At 71.3% G+C, this 22,693-nt stretch carries 18 protein-coding genes; 7 read left to right on the top strand and 11 right to left on the bottom strand.

The annotated features are described in order from the left end of the window. Window positions 1-8 precede the first annotated feature (8 nt). The 3 genes from AB0L53_RS45320 to AB0L53_RS45310 all read right to left on the bottom strand — a co-directional run bounded on the left by AB0L53_RS45320 (window position 9) and on the right by AB0L53_RS45310 (window position 2,871). Window positions 9-362, bottom strand: coding sequence for a hypothetical protein (locus AB0L53_RS45320; RefSeq protein ID WP_358551745.1), 354 nt, complete (start codon window positions 360-362; stop codon window positions 9-11). A 92-nt stretch (window positions 363-454) separates the two neighbouring features. Further along, on the bottom strand, window positions 455-1,744 hold the full coding sequence (locus AB0L53_RS45315; RefSeq protein ID WP_364008671.1) for a cytochrome P450: 1,290 nt from the start codon (window positions 1,742-1,744) through the stop codon (window positions 455-457). 413 nt (window positions 1,745-2,157) lie between these two features. Further along, the gene (locus AB0L53_RS45310; RefSeq protein ID WP_364008668.1) at window positions 2,158-2,871 is read right to left on the bottom strand and encodes a TetR/AcrR family transcriptional regulator; all 714 of its coding nucleotides are present in this window, start codon (window positions 2,869-2,871) and stop codon (window positions 2,158-2,160) included. Between the two features lie 130 nt (window positions 2,872-3,001). Between AB0L53_RS45310 and AB0L53_RS45305 the strand changes: the two genes are divergently transcribed. After that, window positions 3,002-3,865: an NAD(P)H-binding protein gene (locus AB0L53_RS45305; protein WP_364008666.1), complete on the top strand. Its 864-nt coding sequence runs from the start codon at window positions 3,002-3,004 to the stop codon at window positions 3,863-3,865. Between the two features lie 35 nt (window positions 3,866-3,900). On the opposite strand, the gene AB0L53_RS45300 is transcribed toward AB0L53_RS45305, so the two are convergent. Further along, window positions 3,901-9,363, bottom strand: coding sequence for a carboxyl transferase domain-containing protein (locus AB0L53_RS45300; protein ID WP_364008663.1), 5,463 nt, complete (start codon window positions 9,361-9,363; stop codon window positions 3,901-3,903). 174 nt (window positions 9,364-9,537) lie between these two features. After that, window positions 9,538-10,701 (bottom strand): Cmx/CmrA family chloramphenicol efflux MFS transporter, encoded by a 1,164-nt coding sequence (locus AB0L53_RS45295; RefSeq protein ID WP_364008660.1) that lies wholly within the window; start codon window positions 10,699-10,701, stop codon window positions 9,538-9,540. A 418-nt stretch (window positions 10,702-11,119) separates the two neighbouring features. On the opposite strand from AB0L53_RS45295, the gene AB0L53_RS45290 reads away from it, so the two are divergent. Continuing rightward, window positions 11,120-12,616: a helicase HerA-like domain-containing protein gene (locus AB0L53_RS45290; RefSeq protein WP_364008657.1), complete on the top strand. Its 1,497-nt coding sequence runs from the start codon at window positions 11,120-11,122 to the stop codon at window positions 12,614-12,616. Window positions 12,617-12,645: 29 nt separating this feature from the next. Here the strand turns inward: AB0L53_RS45290 and AB0L53_RS45285 are convergent, their stop codons facing one another. The 3 genes from AB0L53_RS45285 to AB0L53_RS45275 all read right to left on the bottom strand — a co-directional run bounded on the left by AB0L53_RS45285 (window position 12,646) and on the right by AB0L53_RS45275 (window position 14,555). Beyond that, window positions 12,646-13,014 carry a barstar family protein gene (locus tag AB0L53_RS45285; RefSeq protein WP_364008654.1) on the bottom strand — a complete coding sequence of 123 codons (369 nt, stop codon included), beginning with the start codon at window positions 13,012-13,014 and terminating at the stop codon, window positions 12,646-12,648. A 7-nt stretch (window positions 13,015-13,021) separates the two neighbouring features. After that, window positions 13,022-13,435, bottom strand: coding sequence for a ribonuclease domain-containing protein (locus AB0L53_RS45280; RefSeq protein WP_364008651.1), 414 nt, complete (start codon window positions 13,433-13,435; stop codon window positions 13,022-13,024). A 115-nt stretch (window positions 13,436-13,550) separates the two neighbouring features. Continuing rightward, window positions 13,551-14,555 carry a WYL domain-containing protein gene (locus AB0L53_RS45275; protein ID WP_364008648.1) on the bottom strand — a complete coding sequence of 335 codons (1,005 nt, stop codon included), beginning with the start codon at window positions 14,553-14,555 and terminating at the stop codon, window positions 13,551-13,553. A 61-nt stretch (window positions 14,556-14,616) separates the two neighbouring features. Here AB0L53_RS45275 and AB0L53_RS45270 point away from each other — a divergent pair, with 61 nt between their 5' ends. The 5 genes from AB0L53_RS45270 (at window position 14,617) to chrA (ending at window position 19,688) form a co-directional block, all read left to right on the top strand. Further along, window positions 14,617-15,234, top strand: a complete 618-nt coding sequence (locus tag AB0L53_RS45270) for a DinB family protein (RefSeq protein ID WP_364008645.1) — start codon at window positions 14,617-14,619, stop codon at window positions 15,232-15,234. Window positions 15,235-15,240: 6 nt separating this feature from the next. Continuing rightward, complete coding sequence (locus AB0L53_RS45265; RefSeq protein WP_364008642.1) at window positions 15,241-16,401, top strand: winged helix DNA-binding domain-containing protein; 1,161 nt, start codon at window positions 15,241-15,243, stop codon at window positions 16,399-16,401. A gap of 175 nt (window positions 16,402-16,576) precedes the next feature. Further along, on the top strand, window positions 16,577-17,605 hold the full coding sequence (locus tag AB0L53_RS45260; RefSeq protein WP_364008639.1) for a serine/threonine protein phosphatase: 1,029 nt from the start codon (window positions 16,577-16,579) through the stop codon (window positions 17,603-17,605). Between the two features lie 194 nt (window positions 17,606-17,799). Continuing rightward, the gene (locus tag AB0L53_RS45255; protein ID WP_357958777.1) at window positions 17,800-18,486 is read left to right on the top strand and encodes a TVP38/TMEM64 family protein; all 687 of its coding nucleotides are present in this window, start codon (window positions 17,800-17,802) and stop codon (window positions 18,484-18,486) included. Further along, complete coding sequence (gene chrA / locus AB0L53_RS45250) at window positions 18,483-19,688, top strand: chromate efflux transporter (RefSeq protein WP_364008636.1); 1,206 nt, start codon at window positions 18,483-18,485, stop codon at window positions 19,686-19,688. The genes AB0L53_RS45255 and chrA overlap by 4 nt, the downstream gene beginning before the upstream one ends. Before the next feature lie 51 nt (window positions 19,689-19,739). On the opposite strand, the gene AB0L53_RS45245 is transcribed toward chrA, so the two are convergent. Genes AB0L53_RS45245 through AB0L53_RS45235 form a run of 3 tightly spaced genes read right to left on the bottom strand, consistent with a single transcriptional unit; the run spans window position 19,740 to window position 22,662 of the window. Further along, a complete protein-coding gene (locus AB0L53_RS45245) occupies window positions 19,740-20,933 on the bottom strand; it encodes an alpha/beta hydrolase (protein ID WP_364008633.1) in 1,194 nt (397 codons plus the stop codon). Between the two features lie 23 nt (window positions 20,934-20,956). After that, the gene (locus AB0L53_RS45240) at window positions 20,957-21,754 is read right to left on the bottom strand and encodes a hypothetical protein (protein ID WP_364008630.1); all 798 of its coding nucleotides are present in this window, start codon (window positions 21,752-21,754) and stop codon (window positions 20,957-20,959) included. Further along, window positions 21,751-22,662, bottom strand: a complete 912-nt coding sequence (locus AB0L53_RS45235; protein ID WP_364008628.1) for an ATP-binding cassette domain-containing protein — start codon at window positions 22,660-22,662, stop codon at window positions 21,751-21,753. Before AB0L53_RS45235 ends, AB0L53_RS45240 begins: the two co-directional genes overlap by 4 nt. Between the last annotated feature and the right edge of the window lie 31 nt (window positions 22,663-22,693).

Raw genomic sequence — 22,693 nt, 5'->3', positions numbered from 1 at the left:
GGCTCAGCTCAGCCGTCGAGGCGCACGGTGACGGTGACGCGGCCCGCTCCGTCGCGCCGGGCGACCGCGTGCCCGGTGCGCTCGGCGCCGTCCAGGTCCAGCGATATCGGGCCGCCCTCGTCCAGGAAGTTGCGCCACCACTTCTTGGCGTCCGGCATCTGCACACCGATGGTGACGACGTCGTCCGCCCGCCGGTAGGCGACAGGTGTGCTGAAGACACGTCCTGAGCGACGTCCTGTGTAGGTGACGATCGTGAGGTGTTTCCGCACCAGCCTGCCCCAGCGAGGAGAGGAGCGCAGCGCGCTCGCGCAGGCGTTGACACGGGTGACCACTTGCTTCGGCAGGGGTCCTTTGTAGGGCACGAATCCTCCATTCCGGCAACTGGAGGGGGTTCTCCAGTTGCCGGGATACCGTAGCACGGTAAGTGGAGCGTCCCCTCCACCTGAAGGGGGGCCTATCGTCCGCGACGCAGCCCGCGCAGGAAGTTCCACAGCGCGGAACGGGGCGACCCTTGCCCGGTGGCGGCCTCACCCGCCGGGGACGGCTGCGCGTCCACGGGAGCGGGGGCGGTCGCGGGGACGTGGGGGCTGGCGAGTTCGTACTGGACGGGCAGAGACCGCAGCGCCCGCATGAAGGGGGAGGAGCGCCAGGGCAGCTGGTCGGCCGGCAGCGCCAGCTTCATCTTGGAGAACCGGTTGAAGAGCCGGCGTACGGCGATCGTGGCGATCTGGGTCGCGAGCCGCTGGCCCAGGCAACTGTGCGGCCCCGCGCCCCAGGCGAGGTGCGCGCGGGTGCTGCGGATGGCCAGCCGATCGATCGCCCCGGCGAATCGCGGATCGGCGTGCGCGCCCGCGACGGAGAGCATGACCGGATCCCCGGCGGCGATCGTGTAGTTGCCCAGCTTCACGTCCGTCATCGGGAACCGGAAGGTCAGGTTGGCCATCGGCGGATTGAGCAGGGCGACCCGGTTGACCGTCTCGTCGATCGAACCCACCGACAGGCTCTCCCGGACATCCGGATTGGAGACGACCTCGACGACCACGTTGCAGACGAGACTGGCGGTGAAGTCCAGCAGGCCGGGCAGCATGAGGAGCTCGCGGGCCAGCTCGTCCAGCGTGATGTCCGGCTTCGCCTCGATCATGTAGGAGGGCAGGTCGTCCCCGGGGCGGTCGCGCTTGCTCGCCGCGAGCTCCGTCATGGCGGCGTACAGCCGCTCGAACGCCGCGGGCGCGTCCGGCCCGGCGTCGACCATCCGCCAGATGTCCATCACGACGTCCTCGCCGCGGTTGGCGCTGAAGCCGAGCATGCGGTTGGCGACCATCAGGGGGAGTGGCCGCGCGTACTGCGCCGCCAGGTCCGCCCATCCTGTGGAGCCGCCTTCCGCCAGCACGTCGAGGAGGTCGTCGGCGTAGCGCACGATCGAACGTTCCAACTGCTGCGCCTGGAGGTGGCCGGGGTTCTGGAACGGCGCGAGCGCGCTGGTCCACGCGCCCCGCAACTCGCGCTGCGCCGTACCCTCCTGGAACGCCGAGTTGTTGATCTGGAAGACGGGCAGCAGCGGCCAGTCCGCCGGTAGCCGCCCCTCGATGTTGGCCTGCCACCTGTCGACGTGCTTGCTCCAGATGCCGCCCGTGTTCTGCAGGACGCGTAGCACTTCCTCATAGCCCAGGACGAACCAGACCGGCACCCCGAGGAGGTCGACCGGGGCGACGGGTCCGTACGTGGCGCGCAGGCGCTCGTGCATGAGCGCGGGATCAGCGTCGTATTCCCTGGTCAGCAGCGGTTCTATGGGCGTCGACTGTGGTGTTTGCGCAGGCTGCTGGGGCCACGGGCCATGGGTCACGGGGACGAACTACCTCTCTGGTTGCTCCCGTCGCTACGTCGGTGCAGACGTAACAGCACGAGTGATGCGCTCTGGGAGCTTTTGGCCGATTCACACAAGAGGTCAGTAAGCATCACGTATCCCGCTGGTCATGGCAAGGCTCCAGCCTGATGGACCGCTCCGGGGGCGCCAGCTCCTTAACCACCCGAGGGACCTCAGTCACGACGGACCGTTTCTTCCCCTCTCCCGGAGGGGTATCTCCCTCAAAGGGCCCCAGCCACCACGGACCGTCACAGGGACCGGGACGTCCGTGTGACAGACCATCCGGAGGGCCGTCAGCCAGCCGGGCCGGCGATGCGGTCGAGCCACTCTTCCAGGAGGCGCCGCTCCGGGTCGGTGAGGACGGTGGTCCGTGGCAGGACGGCGCGCAGAGTGACCGCGGCGGTGACCGGTCCGGGGGACACGGCCGCCGGAGCGTCGGTGGTGATCGCGGCGATGACCGCCTCGCGGGCGAGGACGGACAGCTCCGGATCGCGCCGGTCCGCGGGCATGGTGATCAGGGTGACGGTCGTGCCGAGACCGGCCGCCTGGACGAGGTGGGCGGCGCGTTCCTCGCTGACGCGCAGCCGGCCCGCCTCGGCGATCCGGCGGATGTGCGCGGCGAGGACCCTTTCGCCGGCGACGGCGGCGGGCGGGGCGGCGGCGGCCTCGAGGCGGGGCTCGTTCATGAGCAGGTACAGGGCCGGGTTGGCCAGGCCGAATCCGATGTGCAGGTCCCAGCCGGCGCGGAGGTCCTCGACCGGGTCGGCGATGGGCTCCCGGCCGGTCTTGCTGCTCAGGTAGGCGGCGAAGCCCTCGGCCGCGACCGCGTCGAGCAGGCCCCGCATGTCGCCGAAGAGTCGGTAGATGGTGGGCGCCTGCACACCGGCCGCGGCGCCCACCGCGCGCGTCGACACGGCCTCCCGGCCGCCCTCGGCGAGCAGCTTGGCCGTGGCGGCGAGGATGCGTTCGCGAGGGCCGCCCCCGGCGTCGAAGTCATCGGCATCCATGGTGGCAACGATAACAGATTCGCGTTAGCATCACTATTTATCGGTGATAACGTCCATATCGTTAGCAGTGATGCGCGGGAGTTGATCTGACCCCGGCGACCCTGCTGCAAGGCGACAACTGGAGGTCATAATGATCATTGTTACCGGGGCCGGCGGACAGCTCGGCCGGGCGATTCTGGAGGATCTGCTCGAACATGTCCCCGCCGAGAAGGTCGCGGTGAGCGTCCGCGACCCTGAGAAGGCACAGTGGTTGCGGGAACGGGGCGTCCGCGTCCGCCGGGGTGACTACGCCGAGCCCGCGAGCCTCGCCCACGCCTTCGAGGGCGCCTCCCAGGTCCTGATCGTGTCCGCCGCCGCCACCGGCGACACGGCGCTCAGCCTGCACCGCGCCGCGATCACGGTGGCCAAGGCGGCCGGCGCGCGCCGGATCCTCTACACCAGCCACATGGGCGCGAACCCGGCCTCGCTCTTCGCGCCCATGCCGGACCACGCCGCCACCGAGGCGGCGCTGGGGGAGTCCGGCGTCGCCTGGACCTCGCTGCGCAACGGCTTCTACGCCGCCACGCCGCTGATGCTGTTGCGCGACGCCCTGCGGACCGGCGAGCTGGCCGCGCCGCAGGACGGGCCGGTCTCCTGGACGGCCCACGCCGACCTGGCCGAGGCCGCGGCGATCATCCTGGCCGACGAGGGCCGCTTCGACGGCCCGACCCCGCCGCTCACCGGCTCCGAAGCCCTCGACCTCGCCGACGTCGCCGCGCTCGCCGCCGACCTCACCGGACGCCCGATCAGGCGCGTCGTCATCACCGACGAGCAGTACGTGGCGAGCCTGCTCTCCCATGGCGTGCCGGAGCCGCGGGCACGGATGCTCGTGGGCATGTTCGCCGCCGGCAGGCAGGGTGAGTTCGCCCAGGTCGACCCGGCGCTGGCCGACCTGATCGGCCACCCGCCGACGCCCCTGCGGGACGTCATGAAAGCGGCGCTCACAGAAGGCTGACGCGGCTGCGGAGGCTCGACGCGGGTCAACGCGGGCTAACGCAGACGCGACTCGATGGCCTCGATGATGCGCGGGCGGAGTTCGGCGGCGCGGATGACGGCGTCCACGGAGCCGACCTCGACCGCGCGCTGGATGTTGTGCACCCGGTCGAACTCAGCGGCCACCTCGCCGAGCTTCTCCGCGCGGACCGACGCGCGGAGTTCGTCGAGCTCCGCGGTCAACGCGGCGCGCTCGGTGCCGGCGGCGGCCGCGGTGCGCGCCTCCAGGTCCCGTACGCGCGGGTCGGCCGCGGTGCGGACGTTGACGTCGCCGGAGAACACCACCGCGGCGGCGGGGGCGCCGCCGAGCACCGAGGCGAACGAGCCCTCCAGCGCGAGCACGGTCATGTTCGGGTTCAGGGCCTTGGAGAACACCACGAACGCGCCGCCGTGGTAGCGCGAGATCACGCAGAACACGATGGGCCCGCGGAAGTTCACGATCGCGCGGCCGATCTCGGCGCCGTACTCCAGCTGCAGCTTCCGCATCGACTCCGGCGAGCCGTCGAAGCCCGACAGGTTCGCCAGCACCACCAGCGGCCGGTTGCCGCTGGCCGCGTTGATCGCCCGCGCGGCCTTCTTCGACGAGCGCGGGAACAGCGTGCCCGCGGTGTAGGTGTCCGGGCCGTCGGTGGGCGGGAACCCGCGCCGCGGCACCGCCCGTGACTCGATGCCGAGCAGGCACACCGGGATGCCGCCGAGATGCACGTCCTGCACCGCCGCGGTATCGGCGTCGGCCATGCCCGCCCAGCGTTCCAGCACCGGGTGGTCCTGGTCGGACAGCGCCCGCATCACGGTACGGATGTCGAACGGCTTCTTGCGGTCGGGGTTGGCCTCGGCGGAGAAGATCTCGCCGACGGTGGTGAAGTCGCTGTCCGGCAAGGAGTGCGGGAAGTCGGAGATGTCGCGTTCGACGGGGTCGGTGGTTTTCGCCCGCCGCGGCCCCTGCTCGCCGGGCGCGACATACGTGTGGTCGTAGTACGACATCAGCACGTCCCGCGCGGCGGCCAGGTTGGGCGCCCAGTACTGAGCCTGCCCGTTCGGGCCCATCACACGGTCGTAGCCGCCGATGCCGAAGTTGTCCTCGGCCGACACACCACCGGAGAAGTCGAGCGATTGCTTGCCGGTCAGCACCATCGCCGAGTCCGGCGTCATCACCAGGATGCCCTTGGTGTGCATGAGCATCGTCGCCTCGGCGTTCCAGTAGGGCTGCGCGCCGACGTTGATGCCCGCGACCACGATGTTGATCTCGCCGCCGTCCTGGGTGAACTCGACGATCCGCTTGAGCGCCGCGGCCACCCAGTCCATGTTCTCCGTGCCGGACTTCATGGAGATCCGGGCGCCGGCCGACAGCGCGTACCATTCCAGCGGCACCCGCATCCGCTCGGCCAGGTCCAGCGCGGCGATCACGCGGCGGCACTCCGCCTCCGACAGCGCGCCGAGCGACTTGGTCGGGTCGCCGAGCAGCAGGACCCTGGTGACGCCCTGCGGGTGCCGGCGGGTCGGCGTGGTGACCACGCCCGCCACGATCGCCGCGGTGTTGCGCCCCTTCGGCCGCTCGACCGGCACCAGCGTGTGGTCGTCATCGAGGTCGTACTCGGCGAAGTCGCCGAGTCGGCCGGTCAGCTCGTACGGGTAGACCGTGTTGCGGCTGCTGGCCCGCAGCACCTTCTGCCGGTAGTCGTCGAGCGGCTCGACCGGCTCGTCCGACGGCTCGCCGATGGTCAGGTCGGTGCCGCCGGTGGCGTCGAAGGTGATGCGCACGGCCATCTTCGTCAGTTCGCCGGTCGTCCGGTCGCGCTGCCGCGCGATGAACAGGATCTCCTCCAGACCGGCGCCCACGGTCGTCGGCCGCACGCGCGCGGCGATCATCTCGATCTCGGCGCGGGTGATGCCGCTCGGCGGCCAGACGTAGACCACGATCCGGTTGGTGTTGAAGCGCTTCTCCGACGGCCGCCGCGACTGCGCGCGGCGGATGGAGTCGAGGCAGGTGGCGATGGTGTCCTCGGCCGTCGGCAGCGCGACCAGCCGGCCGTCGTGCTCGCGCAGCTCGGTCAGGTCGCGCACCTGCGCGAAGGCGACGAGGCGGTCGTCCGACGGGTTCTCCCGCGCCACGCACTGGAAGAGGTAGACCTCCTCGTCCGAGGACGGCAACCGGGTCAGGTCGAACTTGCTCAGCCGCTCCAGCTGCATCCGCTGCGCGATGTACGGGTGCAGGCCGCGGATCAGCCGCTGCTCGGTCATCCCGGTGTCCGACGGGCGGAAGGTGAAGTGGTGGTGCATCACCGTGCCGCCGCTGCCCGCGACGGTGGCGGTGAGCCTGCGGACCTGGCTCGGCAGCGGGTGCGCGCTGACGACCTCGTGCAGCGCGGCCGCCATCGCCTCGGAGCCCTCCGGCTGCCTCTCCCAGGCGAGATAGATGTCGGCGTCGATGGCGTCCTCGCCGCTCACCAGCTCCGCGAGCCCGCGCAGCGCGCTGCCCAGGTCTTCGAAGGCGACCGCGGAGGAGACCACGCGGGAGCCCGCGCGCTCGGCGACCACGAACGTGCAGCCCCCGGCCTGGCTGGTGCGGACGCCGGTCAGCCCCTTGTTGCCGTAGTAACGCCGGGTCAGCACCTCCAGCATGATCGCGTTGTCCAGGTCGTCGCGGGTGAGCCGCTGGCCGAGCAGGCGTACCAGCGGCTCGGTGGTGCGTACCATCTCGGCGATGCGCTCGGCGCGGTCCGGCGCGTCCGGGTGCGCGTCCAGGTGGCGCAGGTGCTTGCGCACGTCGGAATAGACACGGGCGCGGTTGCGGCGCAGCAGCGGCTGGGCGAACCAGGCGAACACCACGCCGCGCGCGAGGTCGGAGACCACGGGGAAGCGGACCTGGGTCGCGGCCAGCAGCCGCTCCAGCGCGAGACCGGCGGGCTCGCGCAGCGTCTCGTCCGGCGGCGACTCCCGCAGCCAGGCGCGCAGCAATGTTGTGACCACAGCGGCGTCGGCGGACGCGCGCTGCTGGGCGAGGAAGATCCGGAACACCGCGGCCTCGAGCTCGGGAGAGCGCTCCAGGTCGGTGACGCCGTAGTGCCCGAGCGCCTTGGCGAGCTTGGCCTGGAAGGCCGCCGGCAGCCCGGCCCGCTCGACGTCGAGGCTCTGCAGGTAGGTGTGGAAGTACTCGCGAGCGCTGTAGACGTGGCCGGCGCCGCCGTCCTCGCCCGCCGGCCGGTTGCGGCTCAGCTCGGCGAGGTCGGCGAACACCTCGACGAGCGCGAGCTCCTCGGCCAGCGGCCGATGGCCCTCCTCGGTGGCCGCCCGGCGCGCGGCGAGGTAGTCCTCCAGCACCCCGCCTTCGTCGTGCGGGTCGACGTCGAAGCCCAGCAGCAGGCTGCGCAGGTCCTCCTGGCCGCGCGCGGCGCGCTTCCACGCCGGGATCTCGCCCGGCGCGGCGGGCAGGTCCAGCTCGACGGACGCGGCGGCCGAGGTGCTCGCGGCTTCGGCGGCGTCGTCGGCGAGCGGCTCCAGCCGCAGCAGCGGCGCGCCGGTCTCGACCTGGCTGCCCACGGAGACGACGCACTCCTTCAGCCGCGCCTTGAACGGCGCCCGCAGGACCGTCTCCATCTTCATGCTCTCCAGCACCAGCACCGGAGCGCCCGCCTCGACCTCGGCGCCGACCTTCAGCGGCGTGGCGACGACCAGCGCGGGCGCGGGGGACCGGACGACGCCGCCCTCGTCGCGGCTGACCCGGTGCGTCACGCCGTCCACCTCGACCAGGTGGATCGGCCCGTGCGTGCCGGTGAGCAGGCGGTAGGGGGTGCCGTTGACGATGATCCGCCCGGTGTGCCGGTCGAAGCGCTCAAGCTCGACGTCGGCGGTGCGGACGTCGTCGCCCGCTTGGACGCCGACGCGGAACCGGTGCGCGCCGACCCGCGCGACGCGCACGCGGTAGCCGGCGCCACGCAGCTTGAGGTCCAGCGGCCGGCCGCTCTCGTGCTGCACCTGCGGGCGCCCGCCGAACGCCGTGGACAGCAGCCGCTGCCGCTCGGCGCGTTCCTCCTCCTCGTACGCCTCGATGGCGGCGGCCGCCAGCGCGACGGCGGAGTGCCGGTGGGAGACGAGCCTGCCCTGGCCGCGGACGCGGTCGATCCAGCCGGTGTCCGCGCTGGCGTCGATCACCTCGGGCTGGTCGAGCAGGTCGAGCACGAAGCTCTTGTTCGTCGCGCCACCCTCGATGATCACCGTGGTCTGCGCCATGGCCCGGCGCAGCCGGCCGAGGGCCTCGTCGCGGTCGACGCCGTACGCGATGATCTTCGCGATCATCGAGTCGAAGTCGGCCGGGATGGTGTCGCCCTCGCTGACGCCGGTGTCCACGCGGATGCCCGGCCCGGCGGGCAGGTCCAGCCGCGCGATGCGGCCGGGGGAGGGCGCGAAGTCGCGGTCGGGGTCTTCGGCGTTGAGCCGGGCCTCGACGGCGTGCCCGCGCTCCACCGGCGGCGCACCTTCGAGCCGGCCGCCGGATGCCACCCGCAGCTGCGCCTTGACCAGGTCGAACCCGGTGGTGGACTCGGTGATCGGGTGCTCGACCTGCAGGCGGGTGTTGACCTCGAGGAAGGCGAACAGCTGGTCGCCGGGGTGGTAAAGGAACTCGACGGTCGCCGCGCCCCGGTAATCGACCGCGACGGCCAGCCGCTCGGCCGACGCCTTGAGCTCGGCCGTCTGCGCGGGACTGAGCACCGGCGAGGCCGACTCCTCGATGACCTTCTGGTTGCGCCGCTGCACCGAGCAGTCGCGGACGCCGAGCGCCCACGCGGTGCCCTGGCCGTCGGCGATCACCTGGACTTCGACGTGCCGGGCGCCGGTGACCAGGCGCTCCAGGAACACCACGCCGCTGCCGAACGCCCGCGCGGCCTCCTGGCTGGTGCGCTCGTAGGCGTCGGCGAGCTCGGCCTCGTCCGTGACCACGCGGATGCCGCGCCCGCCGCCGCCCGCGGTCGCCTTCAGCATCAGCGGGTAGCCGATCTCGGCCGCCGCCGCGAGGGCGGCGTCCAGGGTCTCGACCGCGCCGCGGCTCCACGGCGCGACCGGCACGCCGACCTCCTCGGCGAGCAGCTTCGCGCCGATCTTGTCGCCGAGCCGGCGCATGGCCTCCGCGCTCGGCCCGACGAAGGTGACGCCGATCTTCTCGCACAGCTCCGCGAATGCCGGGTCCTCGGCGACGAAGCCCCAGCCGACCCACGCGGCGTCGGCCCCGGTCTCCACCAGCGCGCGCTCCAGCGCCTTGAGATCGAGGTATGGGCGCTCGGACGCCGGACCGAGATCGTAGGCGAGGTCGGCCTCGCGCACGAACGTGGCGGTGCGGTCGACGTCGGTGTGCAGCGCGACGGTTTGGATCGGTGTCGCGGTCTCCGCGGCCAGCTCCCGGACTGCGTGGATGAGCCGCATCGCGGCCTCACCACGGTTGACGATGGCGACACGACTGAACACCCGACCGAGCCCTCCTGTTGACTGTGCGCGCCTTCCCTGTGGCACCCCCCGCACCTGTACAGCCTTGCCTCTGCCGGCTCGTAGGGAAATGTCGCAGAGGGAGCACACCAAGGCTCCACAGTTGTAGGGAACGACCAAAAGCACGCGTGCGCGAGCGCGCCAGGTGGCCCTAGGTTACCGTGCGGCCACCACAGCGTGACGCCGTACGGCCTCGGCGAGGCCCGCTGTGGCGAACGCCGCCGCCACCAGCACGGCGCTGACCCACAGAGGCGAGTCGTAGCCGAACCCGGCGGCGATGGTGGCGCCTCCGATGGCGGGACCGGCCGCCGCGCCCACGTTGAGGGCCGCGGTCGCGAAGGAGCCGCCGAGCGAGGGCGCCTGGGTCGCCGCGTACAGGACCTGGGCGATCAGGGTCGAGCCGACGGCGAACGACAGGGTCCCCTGGACGAAGACGAGCAGAAGCGTGGCGGCCGGGCTGCCGGCTGTGGCGGCGAAGAGCGCCCACCCGGCGAGCAGGGCGATCCCGCCCGCGATCAGGACCAGCGTCGGCCGCGTGTCGGACAGGCGCCCGCCGATGGTCACCCCGGCGAACGACCCGAGACCGAACAGCGCCAGCACCGCCGGAACCCAGCCCGGCGAGAAGCCGCTCACGTTGGTGACCAATGGGGTCAGGTACGTGAACGTACAGAAGGTGGCGGCGTTCACCAGCGCGGCCAACGCCAGCACGACGAGCAGTCGCGGGCCGCGCAGGGCCCGGAGTTCGCGCCCCGCGCGGGGGTCCCCCGTCGCCGGCGCGAGGTCCGGTACCGAGCGCAGCACGGCGAGGACGGCCGGCAGGGAGATCAGGGCCACGGCCCAGAACGCCGACCGCCAGCCGAACGTCTGACCGAGCGCGGCACCGGCGGGCACCCCTGCGATACAGGCGAGCGTGATGCCGCCCAGCAGGATGGAGGTGGCCCGCCCCTTGGCGTTCGGCGCGACCATGCCGGCCGCCGTCGCGAGCCCCACGGCGAGGAAGCCGGCGTTGGCCAGCGCTCCGAGCACCCTGGTCACCAGGAGCACCGAGAAGCTGGCGGTGAGGGCGCCGGCGACATGCACGAGCATGAACGCGACCAGGAAGACGAGCAGCGCCCGTCTACGTGGCCAGCGCATACTGAGCACCGCCATCAGTGGCGCTCCCACGATCATTCCCGCGGCGAAGGCGGACGTCAGCGCGCCGGCGGCCGGGATGGACACGTTCAGTTCAGCGGCGATGTTCGGAACCAGTCCGGAGAGCATGAACTCGGACGTTCCTTGGGCGAAGACCGCCAGTCCGAGGATGTAGATGGCGAAGGGCATGAGCGAAAGACTCCAGGCCGCGTTGAAAGGGCATCACAGGACGACGCGGCGCGCACCAGCGTCCATCAGGGACGCGCGGGCGCTACCGCGTGAGAGGAAAGGGCCAGGTCCGGCACCACGACAGGGGCGGAATTCCTGGAACGAATCAGTCCGTTTGACGGTGATCCGGCGGCGGGAGTGACGAAAGGGCGCGCTGGCCTCAGGGGGCGGCGCTGCCGCGTGACATCACGAGAAGCCACCGGAAGAACCGGTGGCTAGCGTCTTGACGCCTCAGGACTGGACACAGGCCACACGATAGTCAAATGTCACAGAACTCGTCCAGCGCATAGTCGCTTTTGCCCAGACGCGGGTTTTTCGCACCTGCGAAGTGAGCATGATGCGCACGACCCCTCGGTGGACGCCCGGAGGGGGAGAAGCGATGAAGGGGTACGACTTCGAGGGAGCGGCACTGGAGCTTGGCGCCCTGGTACGCGAGGACGGCACCGCCGACTCCGCCGAGCGGATCCGCATCCCCCTGAGCATGCTGAACCGGCACGGACTGGTCGCCGGCGCCACCGGAACCGGAAAGACCAAGACCCTCCAGCTCATGGCGGAGCAGCTCGCCGCCCAGGGAGTCCCGGTCTTCCTCGCCGACATCAAGGGCGACCTGTCGGGGCTCGCCTCGCCGGGTACGGCCTCCGAGCGCGTCACCCGGCGCGCCGCCGAGGTAGGTGAGACCTGGCAGCCCGCGGCCTGTCCGGTGGAGTTCTTCTCCCTGGGCGGTCTGGGAGACGGCATCCCGATCCGCGGCACCATGACCGCCTTCGGCCCGACCCTCCTGGCCAAGGTCCTCGGGCTCAACGAGACGCAGGAGTCGACACTCGGACTGGTCTTCCACTTCGCTGACAAGCAAGGGCTGCCGCTGCTCGATCTCAAAGACCTGATCGCGGTCATCCGGTATCTGACCACCACACCGGAGGTGCTGAGCGGCATCGGCGGGCTGTCGGCGGCGACGGCCGGGGTCATCCTGCGCGCCTTGACCAACTTCGAGGCGCAGGGGGCGGAGGCGTTCTTCGGCGAGCCGGAGTTCGACGTGCGCGACCTGCTCCGGGTGACGCCGGACGGTCACGGGGTGATCTCCGTTCTCGAGCTGCCCGCCGTACAGGACCGGCCGCAGCTGTTCTCCACCTTCCTGATGTGGCTGCTCGCCGACCTGTTCCACGAGCTCCCCGAGGTGGGGGACGTCGACAAGCCGAAGCTGGTGTTCTTCTTCGACGAGGCGCATCTGCTGTTCGACGACGCGTCCAAGGCGTTCCTGCAGTCGATCGCCCAGACCGTACGGCTGATCCGGTCGAAGGGCGTGGGCGTGTTCTTCGTCACCCAGACACCGAACGACGTGCCGACGGACGTGCTGGCCCAGCTGGGCGCGCGCGTGCAGCACGCCCTGCGCGCCTTCACCCCCCAGGACGCCAAGGCGCTCAAGGCCACCGTCTCGACCTTCCCCGCCTCCTCCTACGACCTGGAGCGGCTGCTCACCGAGGTCGGCATCGGTGAGGCCGTCGTGACGGTCCTGTCCGAGACGGGCGCGCCGACCCCGGTCGCCTGGACGCGCCTGCGCGCCCCTCAGTCGCTCATGGGGCCGTCGAGCCCGGACGTGGTCCAAGGCGTCATCGCCGCCTCGCCGCTTCAGCGGAAGTACGGTACGGCGGTCGACCGCCAGTCGGCCTACGAGATCCTGTCCGCGAAGCTGGCCGAGCCTCCCAAGGGCCCCGCTCGCGAAACCCCGCGAGAGCCGGAGCGAGAGCAGAAGCAGTCCATGCTGGAGCGGGTGCTGGAGTCGAAGGAGTTCCAGTCCCTGGCGCGGTCGGCGGCCTCCAGTCTCGGCCGGGAGATCACCAGATCCATCTTCGGCACCGCCCGTCGCGGGCGACGCTGAATCAGCGCGCGCGGACCCTGCCCGAGGTTTCAGGCCAGCGCGGCGGCGACCCGCTGCCGGAGCAGGGCCTCGTGGCCGGGGTCGGTGCACAGGGTCGCGGTCAGCCCCGTCTTGGCCGCGTCGGCGAGAACGGCCAGCAGGGTCGCGAGCTGCCCGGGAGGCTCGGCGCTGAGCAGTTCCTCCGCGTGTCCGACGATCAGGGTGATCGCGCCGACATCGCGCAAGGAGTCGGTGAGCGCGTCCCAGTTGCGGCCGAAGTGGCCGGGCAGGCGCAGGGCGCGTGCCACCTCCTCGAAGAAGGCGGCACGCGTCCGGCAGGCTCGCCCATCCACCAGCGCCGGAGCAGGGTCGGTGGACACTGTCAGCCAGTGCGGCGGCGGATGTGCGGCGGCGGTCATGGCGGTCCTAGAGCCGGTAGAAGTCGGTGTAGTGGTTGGGGGAGAACCACGTCACACCGCTGCTGCGGTTGACGACGATCCGGTACGCGTCACGCGCGGCACCCCGCGCCCGGGAGTACACGTCGTACTCATAGTAGGTGGCGCCGCTGGGGAGCTGGCCTTCCCGGTTGTAGAAGCGCCCACCGGTGTAGTTGTACCTGCCGTCCGTCCAGGCGTACCAGCCGCTGCTGGTGGGGTAGTTCTTGGCAGCCCAGATCGAGTTGGCCGAGCGTGCGTCGGCGCAGCGGGAGATGGTGCAGGAGTTGTAGACCGTGGCGTTGGCTGGGGTGATGCCGACCAGGCCGACGAGGGAGGTGATGGCGGCGAGGACGACGGTCAGTCGTACCGGCCAGGAAGGGCGGGGGCGCGGCTGAGTGTGCACGAGGCCTCCTTCGGGGGGGTGACAGACATGGTCATGTTCGCCGCTCAACTCAGGTCAAATCAAGGCAAAGAATGCCAAGGGGAAGGTGAACACTTCGCGGACGGCTCCTGTTCAATCACTCTGTACCCGGCGGGGCGAGTGCGTCGGTCGCCGCGCCGGCGTAGCGGCGGGCCAGGCGCGCGAAGGCGTCCTTGAGCTCGGCAGGGCCGACGACCTCGATGTCGGCGTCGAACCTGCCGAGGACGGCGGCCAGGTCGGTCCAGGACCACGAGCCCACGACGAGCCGGCAGCGGTTCGGGCCGAGCTCCTCGACGACTCCGTCGTGGGTGAAGCGGGAGACGGCGGCGGCTGGTAGGTCGAGGATCACCTCGCCGCGACAGGGCCAGTTGCCGGCGCCGTCGAGGCCCCGGAACTTGCTGGTCACGAAGGCGACCAGGTCGCCTCCGGGCAGCTCGCGCGGAGTGAAGCGGGGCCCTGCAGGGGTGCGCGGGGTGATCCGATCGGCGCGGAAGGTACGCCAATCCTCGCGGTCGAGGTCCCAGGCGACGAGGTACCAGCGCCCGCCCCACGTGACGAGATGATGGGGCTGCGCCCGGCGCGGCGGGGTCGGCACGCCGTCGTCGTCCACACCAGGCGGGTAGTCGAAGCGCAGCACCTCCCGGGCGTGGACGGCGGCGCTGATCGCCATGAGGACGCCACTGTCGACCTGTGGGCCCGGTCGGCGCGCCGGCCGCTCGACGGCGGTGATCTGGAGGGTGTCGATCCGGTGGCGCAGCCGTGCGGGCATGACCTGCCGGACGGTGTTCAGCGCGCGGGCCGCGGCTTCCTCGATGCCCGCCCCACTGGAGGTGGCGGCGGTCTGGAGCGCGATGGCCAGAGCGACGGCCTGCTCGTCGTCGAACAGCAACGGGGGCAGTTCCGCGCCGGCGTCGAGCCGGTAGCCGCCGTCGGGCCCCTTGAAAGCCAGGATCGGATAGCCGAGCTCACGCAGGCGGTCGACGTCGCGGCGTACGGTGCGCGGGCTGATCTCCAGCCGCTCGGCCAGCAGCGCCCCCGGCCATTCCCGGCGCGTCTGGAGCAGCGAGAGCAACGACAGCAGTCGCGCGGAAGTCTTCGGCATGACCTCATTTTGCCCGGAGAAGAGGACACTCCCTGTCCGCTTCCTCTGCGACTGTTGTCGCATGCCAGACAACGACAACGACTCGAAGGGCCCGAACGCCGTGACCGCCACCACCACGCCCCCCGCGACCCTCGACGCCGAGCGGAGCGACCTGCTCGCCGCGATCGCGAACGCGCGATCCGCGGTGACCAACGCCGTCCGCGGGCTCAGCGACGAGCAACTGGGCGAGCGCCCGACGGTCAGCGAGCTGTGCCTCGGCGGGCTGGTCAAGCACGTCGCGTCCATGGAGGAAACGTGGCTGCGCTTCGTGGTCGACGGCCCGTCGGCGATGACGTACGGCCTGCCCGAGGGCGTCACCTGGGCCGACATCGCGACCGGTACCGCACGCGAGTTCCCGCAGTGGATGATCGACCACCAGAACGACTTCCAGATGCTGCCCGGCGACTCGCTGGCCGGGATCCTGGAGCGTTACGAGCAGGTCGCCGCCCGCACCGCGGAGATCGTCGCCGCCGTCCCCGACCTGTCGGCGACGCAGCCGCTACCGGAGGCACCCTGGCACGAGCCGGGCGCGGTGCGCAGCGTGCGCGCGGTGCTGATGCACGTCATCGCCGAGACCTCCCAGCACGCCGGGCACGCCGACATCCTGCGCGAGACGCTCGACGGTCAGAAGTCGACCTGAGCGGCGATGACCATTCTGGACACCCGGGCGCTCAACCGCGCGACGCTCGCCCGGCAACTGCTGCTCGATCGCGCCGACGTGCCGGTGCTCGACGCCGTCGCGCACCTGTGCGGCCTGCAGGCGCAGGAGCCGCAGGAACCGTTCGTCGGGCTCTGGTCGCGGTTGCGGGCGTTCGACCCGGCGGCGCTCTCGGACCTGCTCATCCGGCGGGGCGTGGTGCGTACCCACCTCATGCGCCGCACCGTCCACCTCCTGACCGCCGACGACATCCTGGCCTGGCGGGGCCGCCATGACGCCATGCTGCGTCAGCGCGTACTCGGGACCTATCGCCGCGAGCTCGCCGGGGTGGATCTCGACGAGCTCGCGGCGGCAGGACGGGCGGTGATGGCCGATGACGAGCCGCGCTCGATGAGCGAGCTCGCGCGGGCGCTGGCCGAACGCTGGCCAGAGCCGGGGCCGCGGGCGCTGGGCGAGATGCTGGTCGCCGCGCTCATCCCGATGGCGCAGCTGCCGCCGCGTGGGGTGTGGCGTGCGCGGGCGGGAGTACGCAACGTCCTGCTCTCCTCCTGGCTGGGGCGCGAGATCGACTCACCGGCCCGGAATGGCGCCGATCCGAATGGCGCCGATCCGGTCGGCTCGAATCGGGTCGGCTCTGATCCGGTCGGCTCCGATCCGGTTGGTGAAGCGCTGGTGCGGCGCTATCTGGCCGCGTTCGGTCCGGCCGCCTCGGCCGACCTACGGGCTTGGTGCGGCCTGGCCGGACTGCCGGCCGCGGTGGCCGCGATACGAGAGGAGCTGGTCACCTTCCGGGACGAGCGCGGCCGGGTCCTGCTGGACCTCCCCGACGCGCCGCGCCCCGACCCCGACACACCGGCCCCGGTACGGTTCCTGCCGGCCTTCGACAACGCGATCCTCGGTTACCACGACCGCGGCCGGATCATCGACGACGCCCACCGCCTCCTTTCGGTCGCCGGGGCTCGTGTTGTCCTGGTCGACGGCCGGGTCGCCGCGACCTGGAGCGTCCAGGCGGGCACCGTGATCGTCACTCCGCTGGGCGGCTTCTCCCGAGCCGACCGAGCTGAGGTCGCCGAGCAGGGACAGGAGCTGGCGGCGTTCCTGTCCGACGGCGAGAGCGACCGCGTACAGATCGACGCGTCTCCCCGCTGACCGCCACACCCGCGAGCTGTTTCCCTTGAGCACCGAAATCCGAGAAGAAGGCACAGGCAGCGCGCGGGTGTAGCGTCTGACCAGACGAGCCGATCATGAAGGAGGCCTCCCGCTGGAACCGCGCGGTGCGCAGCCGGACATGTCCCAAGGTGAGCGTCTCGGCAGATACGGCGCTGTGGCGAGCGCACTGGCGTTGCGCAGTGACCGGCAGCTCGCCGAGTCGCTGCGGCAGGCGCGGAGGCTCGGCTCGGGGATAGGTGGCACCTCCGCGTTATTGGACGTCGACGGCGTGCCGGTCTTCGCGAAGCGGGTGCCGCTGACCGACGTGGAGCGCCAGGCGGACAACGTGATGTCCACGGCGAACCTGTTCGGGCTGCCCCCGTTCTGCCAGTACGGAGTCGGCTCGCCGAGCTTCGGCGCCTGGCGTGAACTCGCCGCCAACGTCATGGCGACCACCTGGGTACTGGCCGGGCACAGCGCGGCCTTTCCGCTGCTGTACCACTGGCGGGTGCTGCCGGGAGCACCCCCGCCCACCGAGGAGCACGCCGACGTCGAGGCCGTCGTCCGATACTGGGACGGCTCCTCGGCGGTACGGCGACGCCTGGACGCCCTCGCGCGAGCCACCGCCTGCGTCGTGCTCTTTCAGGAATTCATCCCGTACAACCTCCATGACTGGCTCGCCGCTCAGCTCACCGCCGGCCAGGACGCCGCGGTAGCGGCGTGCGCCATGGTCGGGTCACGCCTGCCGGCCGATGTGGCGTTCATGAACGGCCGCGGGTTGACGCACTTCGACGCCCACTTCGGCAACGTCCTGACCGACGGCCGACGCCTGTACATCGCCGACTTCGGGCTGGCGACCTCCCCTCGGTTCGACCTGTCCGCCCGCGAGAGTGGATTTCTGGCCCGCAACGCGACGCACGACACGGGTTACGCGCTGATGCAGCTGGTCAACTGGCTCGTCACCAACATCTGCGGGGTGGCGGTGCCGCAAGAGGGCGGGCCCGTGCGGCGCAACGCGTACATCCGCGCGTGCGCGGCAGGTGCGGACCCCGCCGGTGCTCCGCCGGCTGTCGCCGCGATGATCCGCCGGTACGCCCCTGTCGCGGCAGCCATGAACGACTTCTACTGGGAGTTGTTCGGCGTCGATCGCACGACGCCGTACCCGGCCGAGAAGGTCGAACGCGCCCTGAGCGCGCCGCGCTGAGCGACCGCCTCATCGCCGGTCCTCGGGACCTCAACGACGACGTACGAGCCGCTACGCGCCGCTGGGCTGACCTTCAGAAGCGAGCCGGTGTCCGGCCCCGGTGGGCGCCAGATCCTGCTCGCCGACCCCGCTGGTAATCTCATCGAGCTGTTCCAGCCCGCCCCGAGCTCCGCGTAAAACTGAAAGCACCTTCCATGCTGATACGCCGCCGTGCGCGATGGCTCCGTACTCCGAGGCTGATCGGGGTCGTGGTGCTGCTCGCGGCGTTCGTGACGATCGCGCTGTTCGTTCCGTATCCGGACGCCCAACAGATCCGCGACTGGGCACGGGCCGCCGGTCCGTGGCTTCCTCTCATGTTCTTCGTCACGCATGCGCTGGTAACCATCGCCTTCCCGCGGTCCCCGTTCACCTTCGGCGCCGGGCTCCTGTTCGAGCCGGTCACCGGCATCGCCATCGCGCTCTGCGCGACCACGGTGAGCGCGGCGCTGGCCTTTCTGCTCGCCCGCGCGATCGGTCGCGACGCGGTCGCCGCGCGGTTGACCCACCCGGCGGTCGCGGCGGTCAACCGGCGCCTCGCCCGTCGTGGCTGGCTCGCCGTCGGGTCGCTGCGGCTGATCGGGCCGGTTCCCTTTCCACTGGTCAACTACTGCGCGGGCGTGTCGTCGGTCCGGCTCGTGCCCTTCCTGGTCGCCACGGCCGTCGGTGTGGCTCCCGGCACGATCGCGGTCGTCCTTCTCGGTGACGCGCTCACCGGACGTACCGATCCCGCGCTGGTCGTCGTCACCGTGATCTGCGGTGCGATCGGGTTGGCCGGCCTGCTGGTCGACGGTCGCCTCGGCGTCGAGCAGCCGGACGCGGAAGATCCGGCCGGGTCCAGGTGAGCCAGGACGAGCCCGGAGCGCACGGGCAGGACCCGGTGGCGGCCCGGCGCCGTCTGCGTGAAGTGACGCTGGTGTTCCTCAAGCTGGGCATCATCGCCTTCGGCGGCCCGGCCGCGCACACCGCGATGATGCGCGACGAGCTGGTACGCCGCCGCGGCTGGGTCAGCGACCAGCGGTTCGTGGACCTGATGGGCGCCACCAACCTCATCCCCGGCCCCAACTCCACCGAACTGGCCATCCACCTCGGCTACGACCGGGCCCGGTGGCGCGGGCTGGTCGCCGCCGGGGTGTGCTTCATCCTCCCGGCCGCGCTGATGGTCACGGCCCTGGCCTGGGCGTACGTCACCTACGGCAGCACGCCGGCGGCCGAGGGCCTGTTGTACGGCATCGTCCCGGCGGTGATCGCGATCATCGCGCACGCGCTGTTCGGCATGCTGCGCACCGTGGTCAAGACCGTCTGGCTGAGCGTGCTGGCGGTCGCCGCGCTGGCCGCGTACCTGCTGGGCGTCAACGAACTGCTGGTGCTGACGGCCGGGGCGGCGCTGGCCGCCACGGCCCGAGCCCTGCGTCGTCCGCCGGGCCGGGACGCGGCCCACGGGGTGCTCGCCGCTCCACTGCTGACGTTCGGCGGGTCCCCGGTGATCGGCGGGTTGCCGGTGTTCGGCGACCCCACGGGCGGCCAGCTGCTTCAGCTGTTCGCCACCATGCTGAAGATCGGTTCGGTGCTGTACGGCAGCGGCTACGTGCTGCTGGCCTTCCTGCGCGGTGACTTCGTCGACCGGCTCGGCTGGATCACCAACCAGCAGCTCATCGACGCCGTGTCGATCGGCCAGGTCACCCCCGGTCCGGTGTTCACCACCGCCACCTTCGTCGGCTACATGATCGCCGGGCCGCTGGGCGCCTTTCTGGCCACCGTGGCCATCTTCCTGCCCTCGTTCGTCTTCGTCGGCCTGCTCACCAAACTCACCGACAAGCTCCGCTCCAGCGAGTGGACCTCCGCCCTGCTCGACGGCCTCAACGCCGCCGCCCTCGCCCTCATGGCCGGGGTGTCCTACGAACTGGGCCGGACCGCGATCATCGACCCGCTCACCGCGCTCATCGCCGTGGTCACGCTCGTACTGTTGTGGAAGACGCGGCTCAACAACGCCTGGTTCATCGCAGGCGGCGCCGCCATCGGCATCGCGCACGCCCTGCTGTTCTGACTCCCGGTCCCGCCCCGCCGAGTGCGCGGGGCGGGACCGACGCTGAGCGAGTCAGGGATTGTGCAAGGCGACCTCGGGGTTGGCCAGTGACGGCCGGTTGAGCAGCGGTTGCTTCTTGCCCTTCAGGTGCAGGTCGAAGAAGGCGCCGACATAGGCGCGGGTGAGCTCGAGGGAGCGTTGCGGCGACAGCTCGTCGGGCGCTGACATGCCGACTGCTTTCTGCAGGATGGTCAGGTCGGTGAAGCTGGTGTGGCTGGTATGGGCCACGGTGAGCCAGCGCTTCCAGCCGCTCATCTTGGGCCAGCTCGCATCCCAGGTGTCGTCCTTGCCGGGGACGTGGTCGGCCTGGCTGCCCAGCAGCAGGAAGGGCCGGTCGAGCGTGACGGCGGGGTGGAAGGTGCCGTCCAGGTTCACTCCAGCCCGTACGCGCTTGTCGACGGCCATGGTGGCGGCACTGGCGTCGCCGCCGAGGGAATGGCCGGCCATGCCTATCCGCTTGGGAGCGATCATGCGGGACTTCTCCCAGGCGGGGTGCCGGCCGGCCAGCTCGTCGATGACGAAGGAGACGTCCTTGGTCCGATTCTTGGTGATGGTCGCCTGCCCGCCTTCTGGAGGCTTGGGCTGGTCACACAGAGGGGCGCAGGTGATGGTCTGCCCGTCGGGCAGGGTGGTGCCGGAGGACTCGTAGGCGTGGTCGACCAGCGCGATGACGTAGCCGCGACTGGCCAGGTCTTCGGCCAGGAAGGTGAGGCTGGCGCGCGGGAGGCCGAGGCCGGGGGAGAGGACGACGAGTGGATACCGGCCGCGCTTGGCGGGAGCGCCGGTGCGGGCGTAGGTGCGGGTGGCGCTGACGGTCTCGGGAGGGAGTTCGACGCCGGGGGCCTTGCGCCGCAGCAGCGAGGCGGCCTCCGCGGTGGTCATGTAGGGGGCGGGGTCGCCGGTCGCGGAGCGGGCGGGATAGTACATCGACACCATGAGCTGGCGCGGGCCCGAGTCGGGCACCCAGGGGTCCTTGCGGCTGCTGTCGACCAGGTGCAGAATGTCGCGGCCGACCGCGTCGGGGCCGGTCGGGCGGGGAAGTTCCAGCCGGACGGCGGTGGGGGCCGGTTTTCCGGACACGGTCGCGGTGAGGGCCGATTTTCCGGTCGCAGTCGCGGTCGACGTCGTGGCGGTCACCGCGATCAAGGTGAGGCAGGCCGTCAACGGAACGGCCAGCAAGCGGGTCCGAATCGACTGCACTGTCATGCGATTTCTCCTCATTAGGGCGCTCATACGTCACGACGACGTACGACGATCAAGGTCACGACGGCGGCGGCCAGCGGCCAAAGCGCGAAGGCGGCCCAAGAGCCGGCCACCGTCGGCAGAGCGGGGTCGTCACGGAGCTGGGGCAGGCCCAGGCAGGTGCGCCAGACGTAGAAGGGGGCCAGGGCGTACAGGTCGTTGAGCCACTGGTGGACATTGGGCTGGAAGAAGGTGGGCACGATGACCAGCGCGGCGCAGACCGCGACGATGGCGGCGGCGGTGTGCCGCAGCAGCGCGCCGATCCCCAAGCCGGTCAGCGCCGACACCGGTGCCAGCAGGGCGTTGGCGGCCAGGACACGCAGGACGGCGGGGTCACCGAGCGAGACGGCGACGCCGCGGCCGGACAGGACGGCCTGGCTGACGCCGAACGTGCCCAGCGACACGACCGTGCCGGTCGCGAGCGTGACCGTGGCGACGATGGTGAGCTTGGCGGCCACGACGCGGTGGCGGGCCGGGACGGCGACCAGGGTGGTGCGGATCAGGCCGGTGGCGTACTCGCCGACGATCGTCAAGGCGCCCAGGCTGCCGCCGCCGATCATGAGCATGGAGGCGGACAGGCCGCTGAACGCCTCGGTCAGGGGGTTGAACCTGGCCTTCTCCATCGCGGTGAATCCGGGCCAGCCGTTGTAGGCGTCCAGGCTGTTCTGGAGAGCGAACGCGACGATGGCCAACGTGCCCAGGCCCACCAGCCAGGAGGTCGAGCGCAGGGACCAGAGTTTGATCCACTCGGCGGCCAGGAGGTCGCGGAATCGGCCGTCGGTCATCGCGGGTCCCCGGCTCGGTAGTCGGCGCGGTCGGCGGTCAACTCCATGAACGCCTGCTCCAGCGAGGCGGTACGCGGGGCGAGCTCGTACAGCATGATCCGCCGCTGATGGGCCAGCTCGCCGACGCGGGCGGCGCTCAGCCCGGTCACGGTCAGGGCCTCGCCGCCGTCCGGCCGGACGTGCGCGCCCTCAAGGGTGAGGACCGCCGCCAGCTCGGCGGGGTCGGGAGTACGCACGGCGATGGACGCGCCGGTGCCGCGGGCGGCGAAGTCGGCCAGGCTCTCCTCGGCGATCAACTCGCCTCGCCCGATGACGACCAGGCGGTCGGCGGTGTTCTCCATCTCGCTCATCAGGTGGCTGGAGACCAGCACGGTGCGCCTCTCGGCGGCCAGGCGCCGGAACAGGCCGCGTACCCAGCGCACGCCTTCGGGGTCCAGGCCGTTGATCGGCTCGTCGAACAGCAGCACCGGCGGGTCGCCCAGCAGAGCGGCGGCGATGCCGAGCCGCTGGCGCATACCGAGCGAGAACCCGCCGATCCGGCGCCGCGCCGCTCCGGCCAGGCCCACCTCCTCCAGCACCTCGGCCACCCGGCGCCGGGGCAGGCCGTTGCCGGCCGCCAGCGCGCGCAGGTGCGCGGCGGCGGTGCGGCCGCCATGGACGTCGCCCGCGTCCAACAGCGCGCCGACATGACGCAGCCCGGTGTGATGGCGGGCGAAGGGGCGGCCGTCGATGGTGGCGGTGCCCGCGGTGGGGCGGTTCAGGCCGAGGATCATGCGCAAGGTGGTGCTCTTGCCGGCGCCGTTCGGGCCGAGGAACCCTGTGACGTGCCCCGGTCGTACGGCGAAGGTGAGGTCCCGCACCGCCGTCACCGCGCCGTAGCGTTTGGTCAGTCCGTTGACTTCGATCACCCGGTCAACGCTGTCGCAGCTCTCAGACGCG

Source organism: Nonomuraea sp. NPDC052129 (assembly GCF_040680095.1).
GTDB lineage: Bacteria > Actinomycetota > Actinomycetes > Streptosporangiales > Streptosporangiaceae > Nonomuraea.
Note: the sequence above shows the minus strand (reverse complement) of the source record. Positions and strands in the feature narration are given on the sequence as shown.

What these genes read in the sequence shown, in the direction of transcription:
- AB0L53_RS45315 (WP_364008671.1), bottom strand. Translation starts at nt 1,744, where the DNA reads ATGCACGAGCGCCTGCGCGCCACGTACGGACCCGTCGCCCCGGTCGAC.
- AB0L53_RS45310 (WP_364008668.1), bottom strand. Translation starts at nt 2,871, where the DNA reads ATGGATGCCGATGACTTCGACGCCGGGGGCGGCCCTCGCGAACGCATC.
- AB0L53_RS45305 (WP_364008666.1), top strand. Translation starts at nt 3,002, where the DNA reads ATGATCATTGTTACCGGGGCCGGCGGACAGCTCGGCCGGGCGATTCTG.
- AB0L53_RS45295 (WP_364008660.1), bottom strand. Translation starts at nt 10,701, where the DNA reads ATGCCCTTCGCCATCTACATCCTCGGACTGGCGGTCTTCGCCCAAGGA.
- AB0L53_RS45290 (WP_364008657.1), top strand. Translation starts at nt 11,120, where the DNA reads ATGAAGGGGTACGACTTCGAGGGAGCGGCACTGGAGCTTGGCGCCCTG.
- AB0L53_RS45285 (WP_364008654.1), bottom strand. Translation starts at nt 13,014, where the DNA reads ATGACCGCCGCCGCACATCCGCCGCCGCACTGGCTGACAGTGTCCACC.
- AB0L53_RS45275 (WP_364008648.1), bottom strand. Translation starts at nt 14,555, where the DNA reads ATGCCGAAGACTTCCGCGCGACTGCTGTCGTTGCTCTCGCTGCTCCAG.
- AB0L53_RS45270 (WP_364008645.1), top strand. Translation starts at nt 14,617, where the DNA reads ATGCCAGACAACGACAACGACTCGAAGGGCCCGAACGCCGTGACCGCC.
- AB0L53_RS45265 (WP_364008642.1), top strand. Translation starts at nt 15,241, where the DNA reads ATGACCATTCTGGACACCCGGGCGCTCAACCGCGCGACGCTCGCCCGG.
- AB0L53_RS45255 (WP_357958777.1), top strand. Translation starts at nt 17,800, where the DNA reads ATGCTGATACGCCGCCGTGCGCGATGGCTCCGTACTCCGAGGCTGATC.
- AB0L53_RS45245 (WP_364008633.1), bottom strand. Translation starts at nt 20,933, where the DNA reads ATGACAGTGCAGTCGATTCGGACCCGCTTGCTGGCCGTTCCGTTGACG.
- AB0L53_RS45240 (WP_364008630.1), bottom strand. Translation starts at nt 21,754, where the DNA reads ATGACCGACGGCCGATTCCGCGACCTCCTGGCCGCCGAGTGGATCAAA.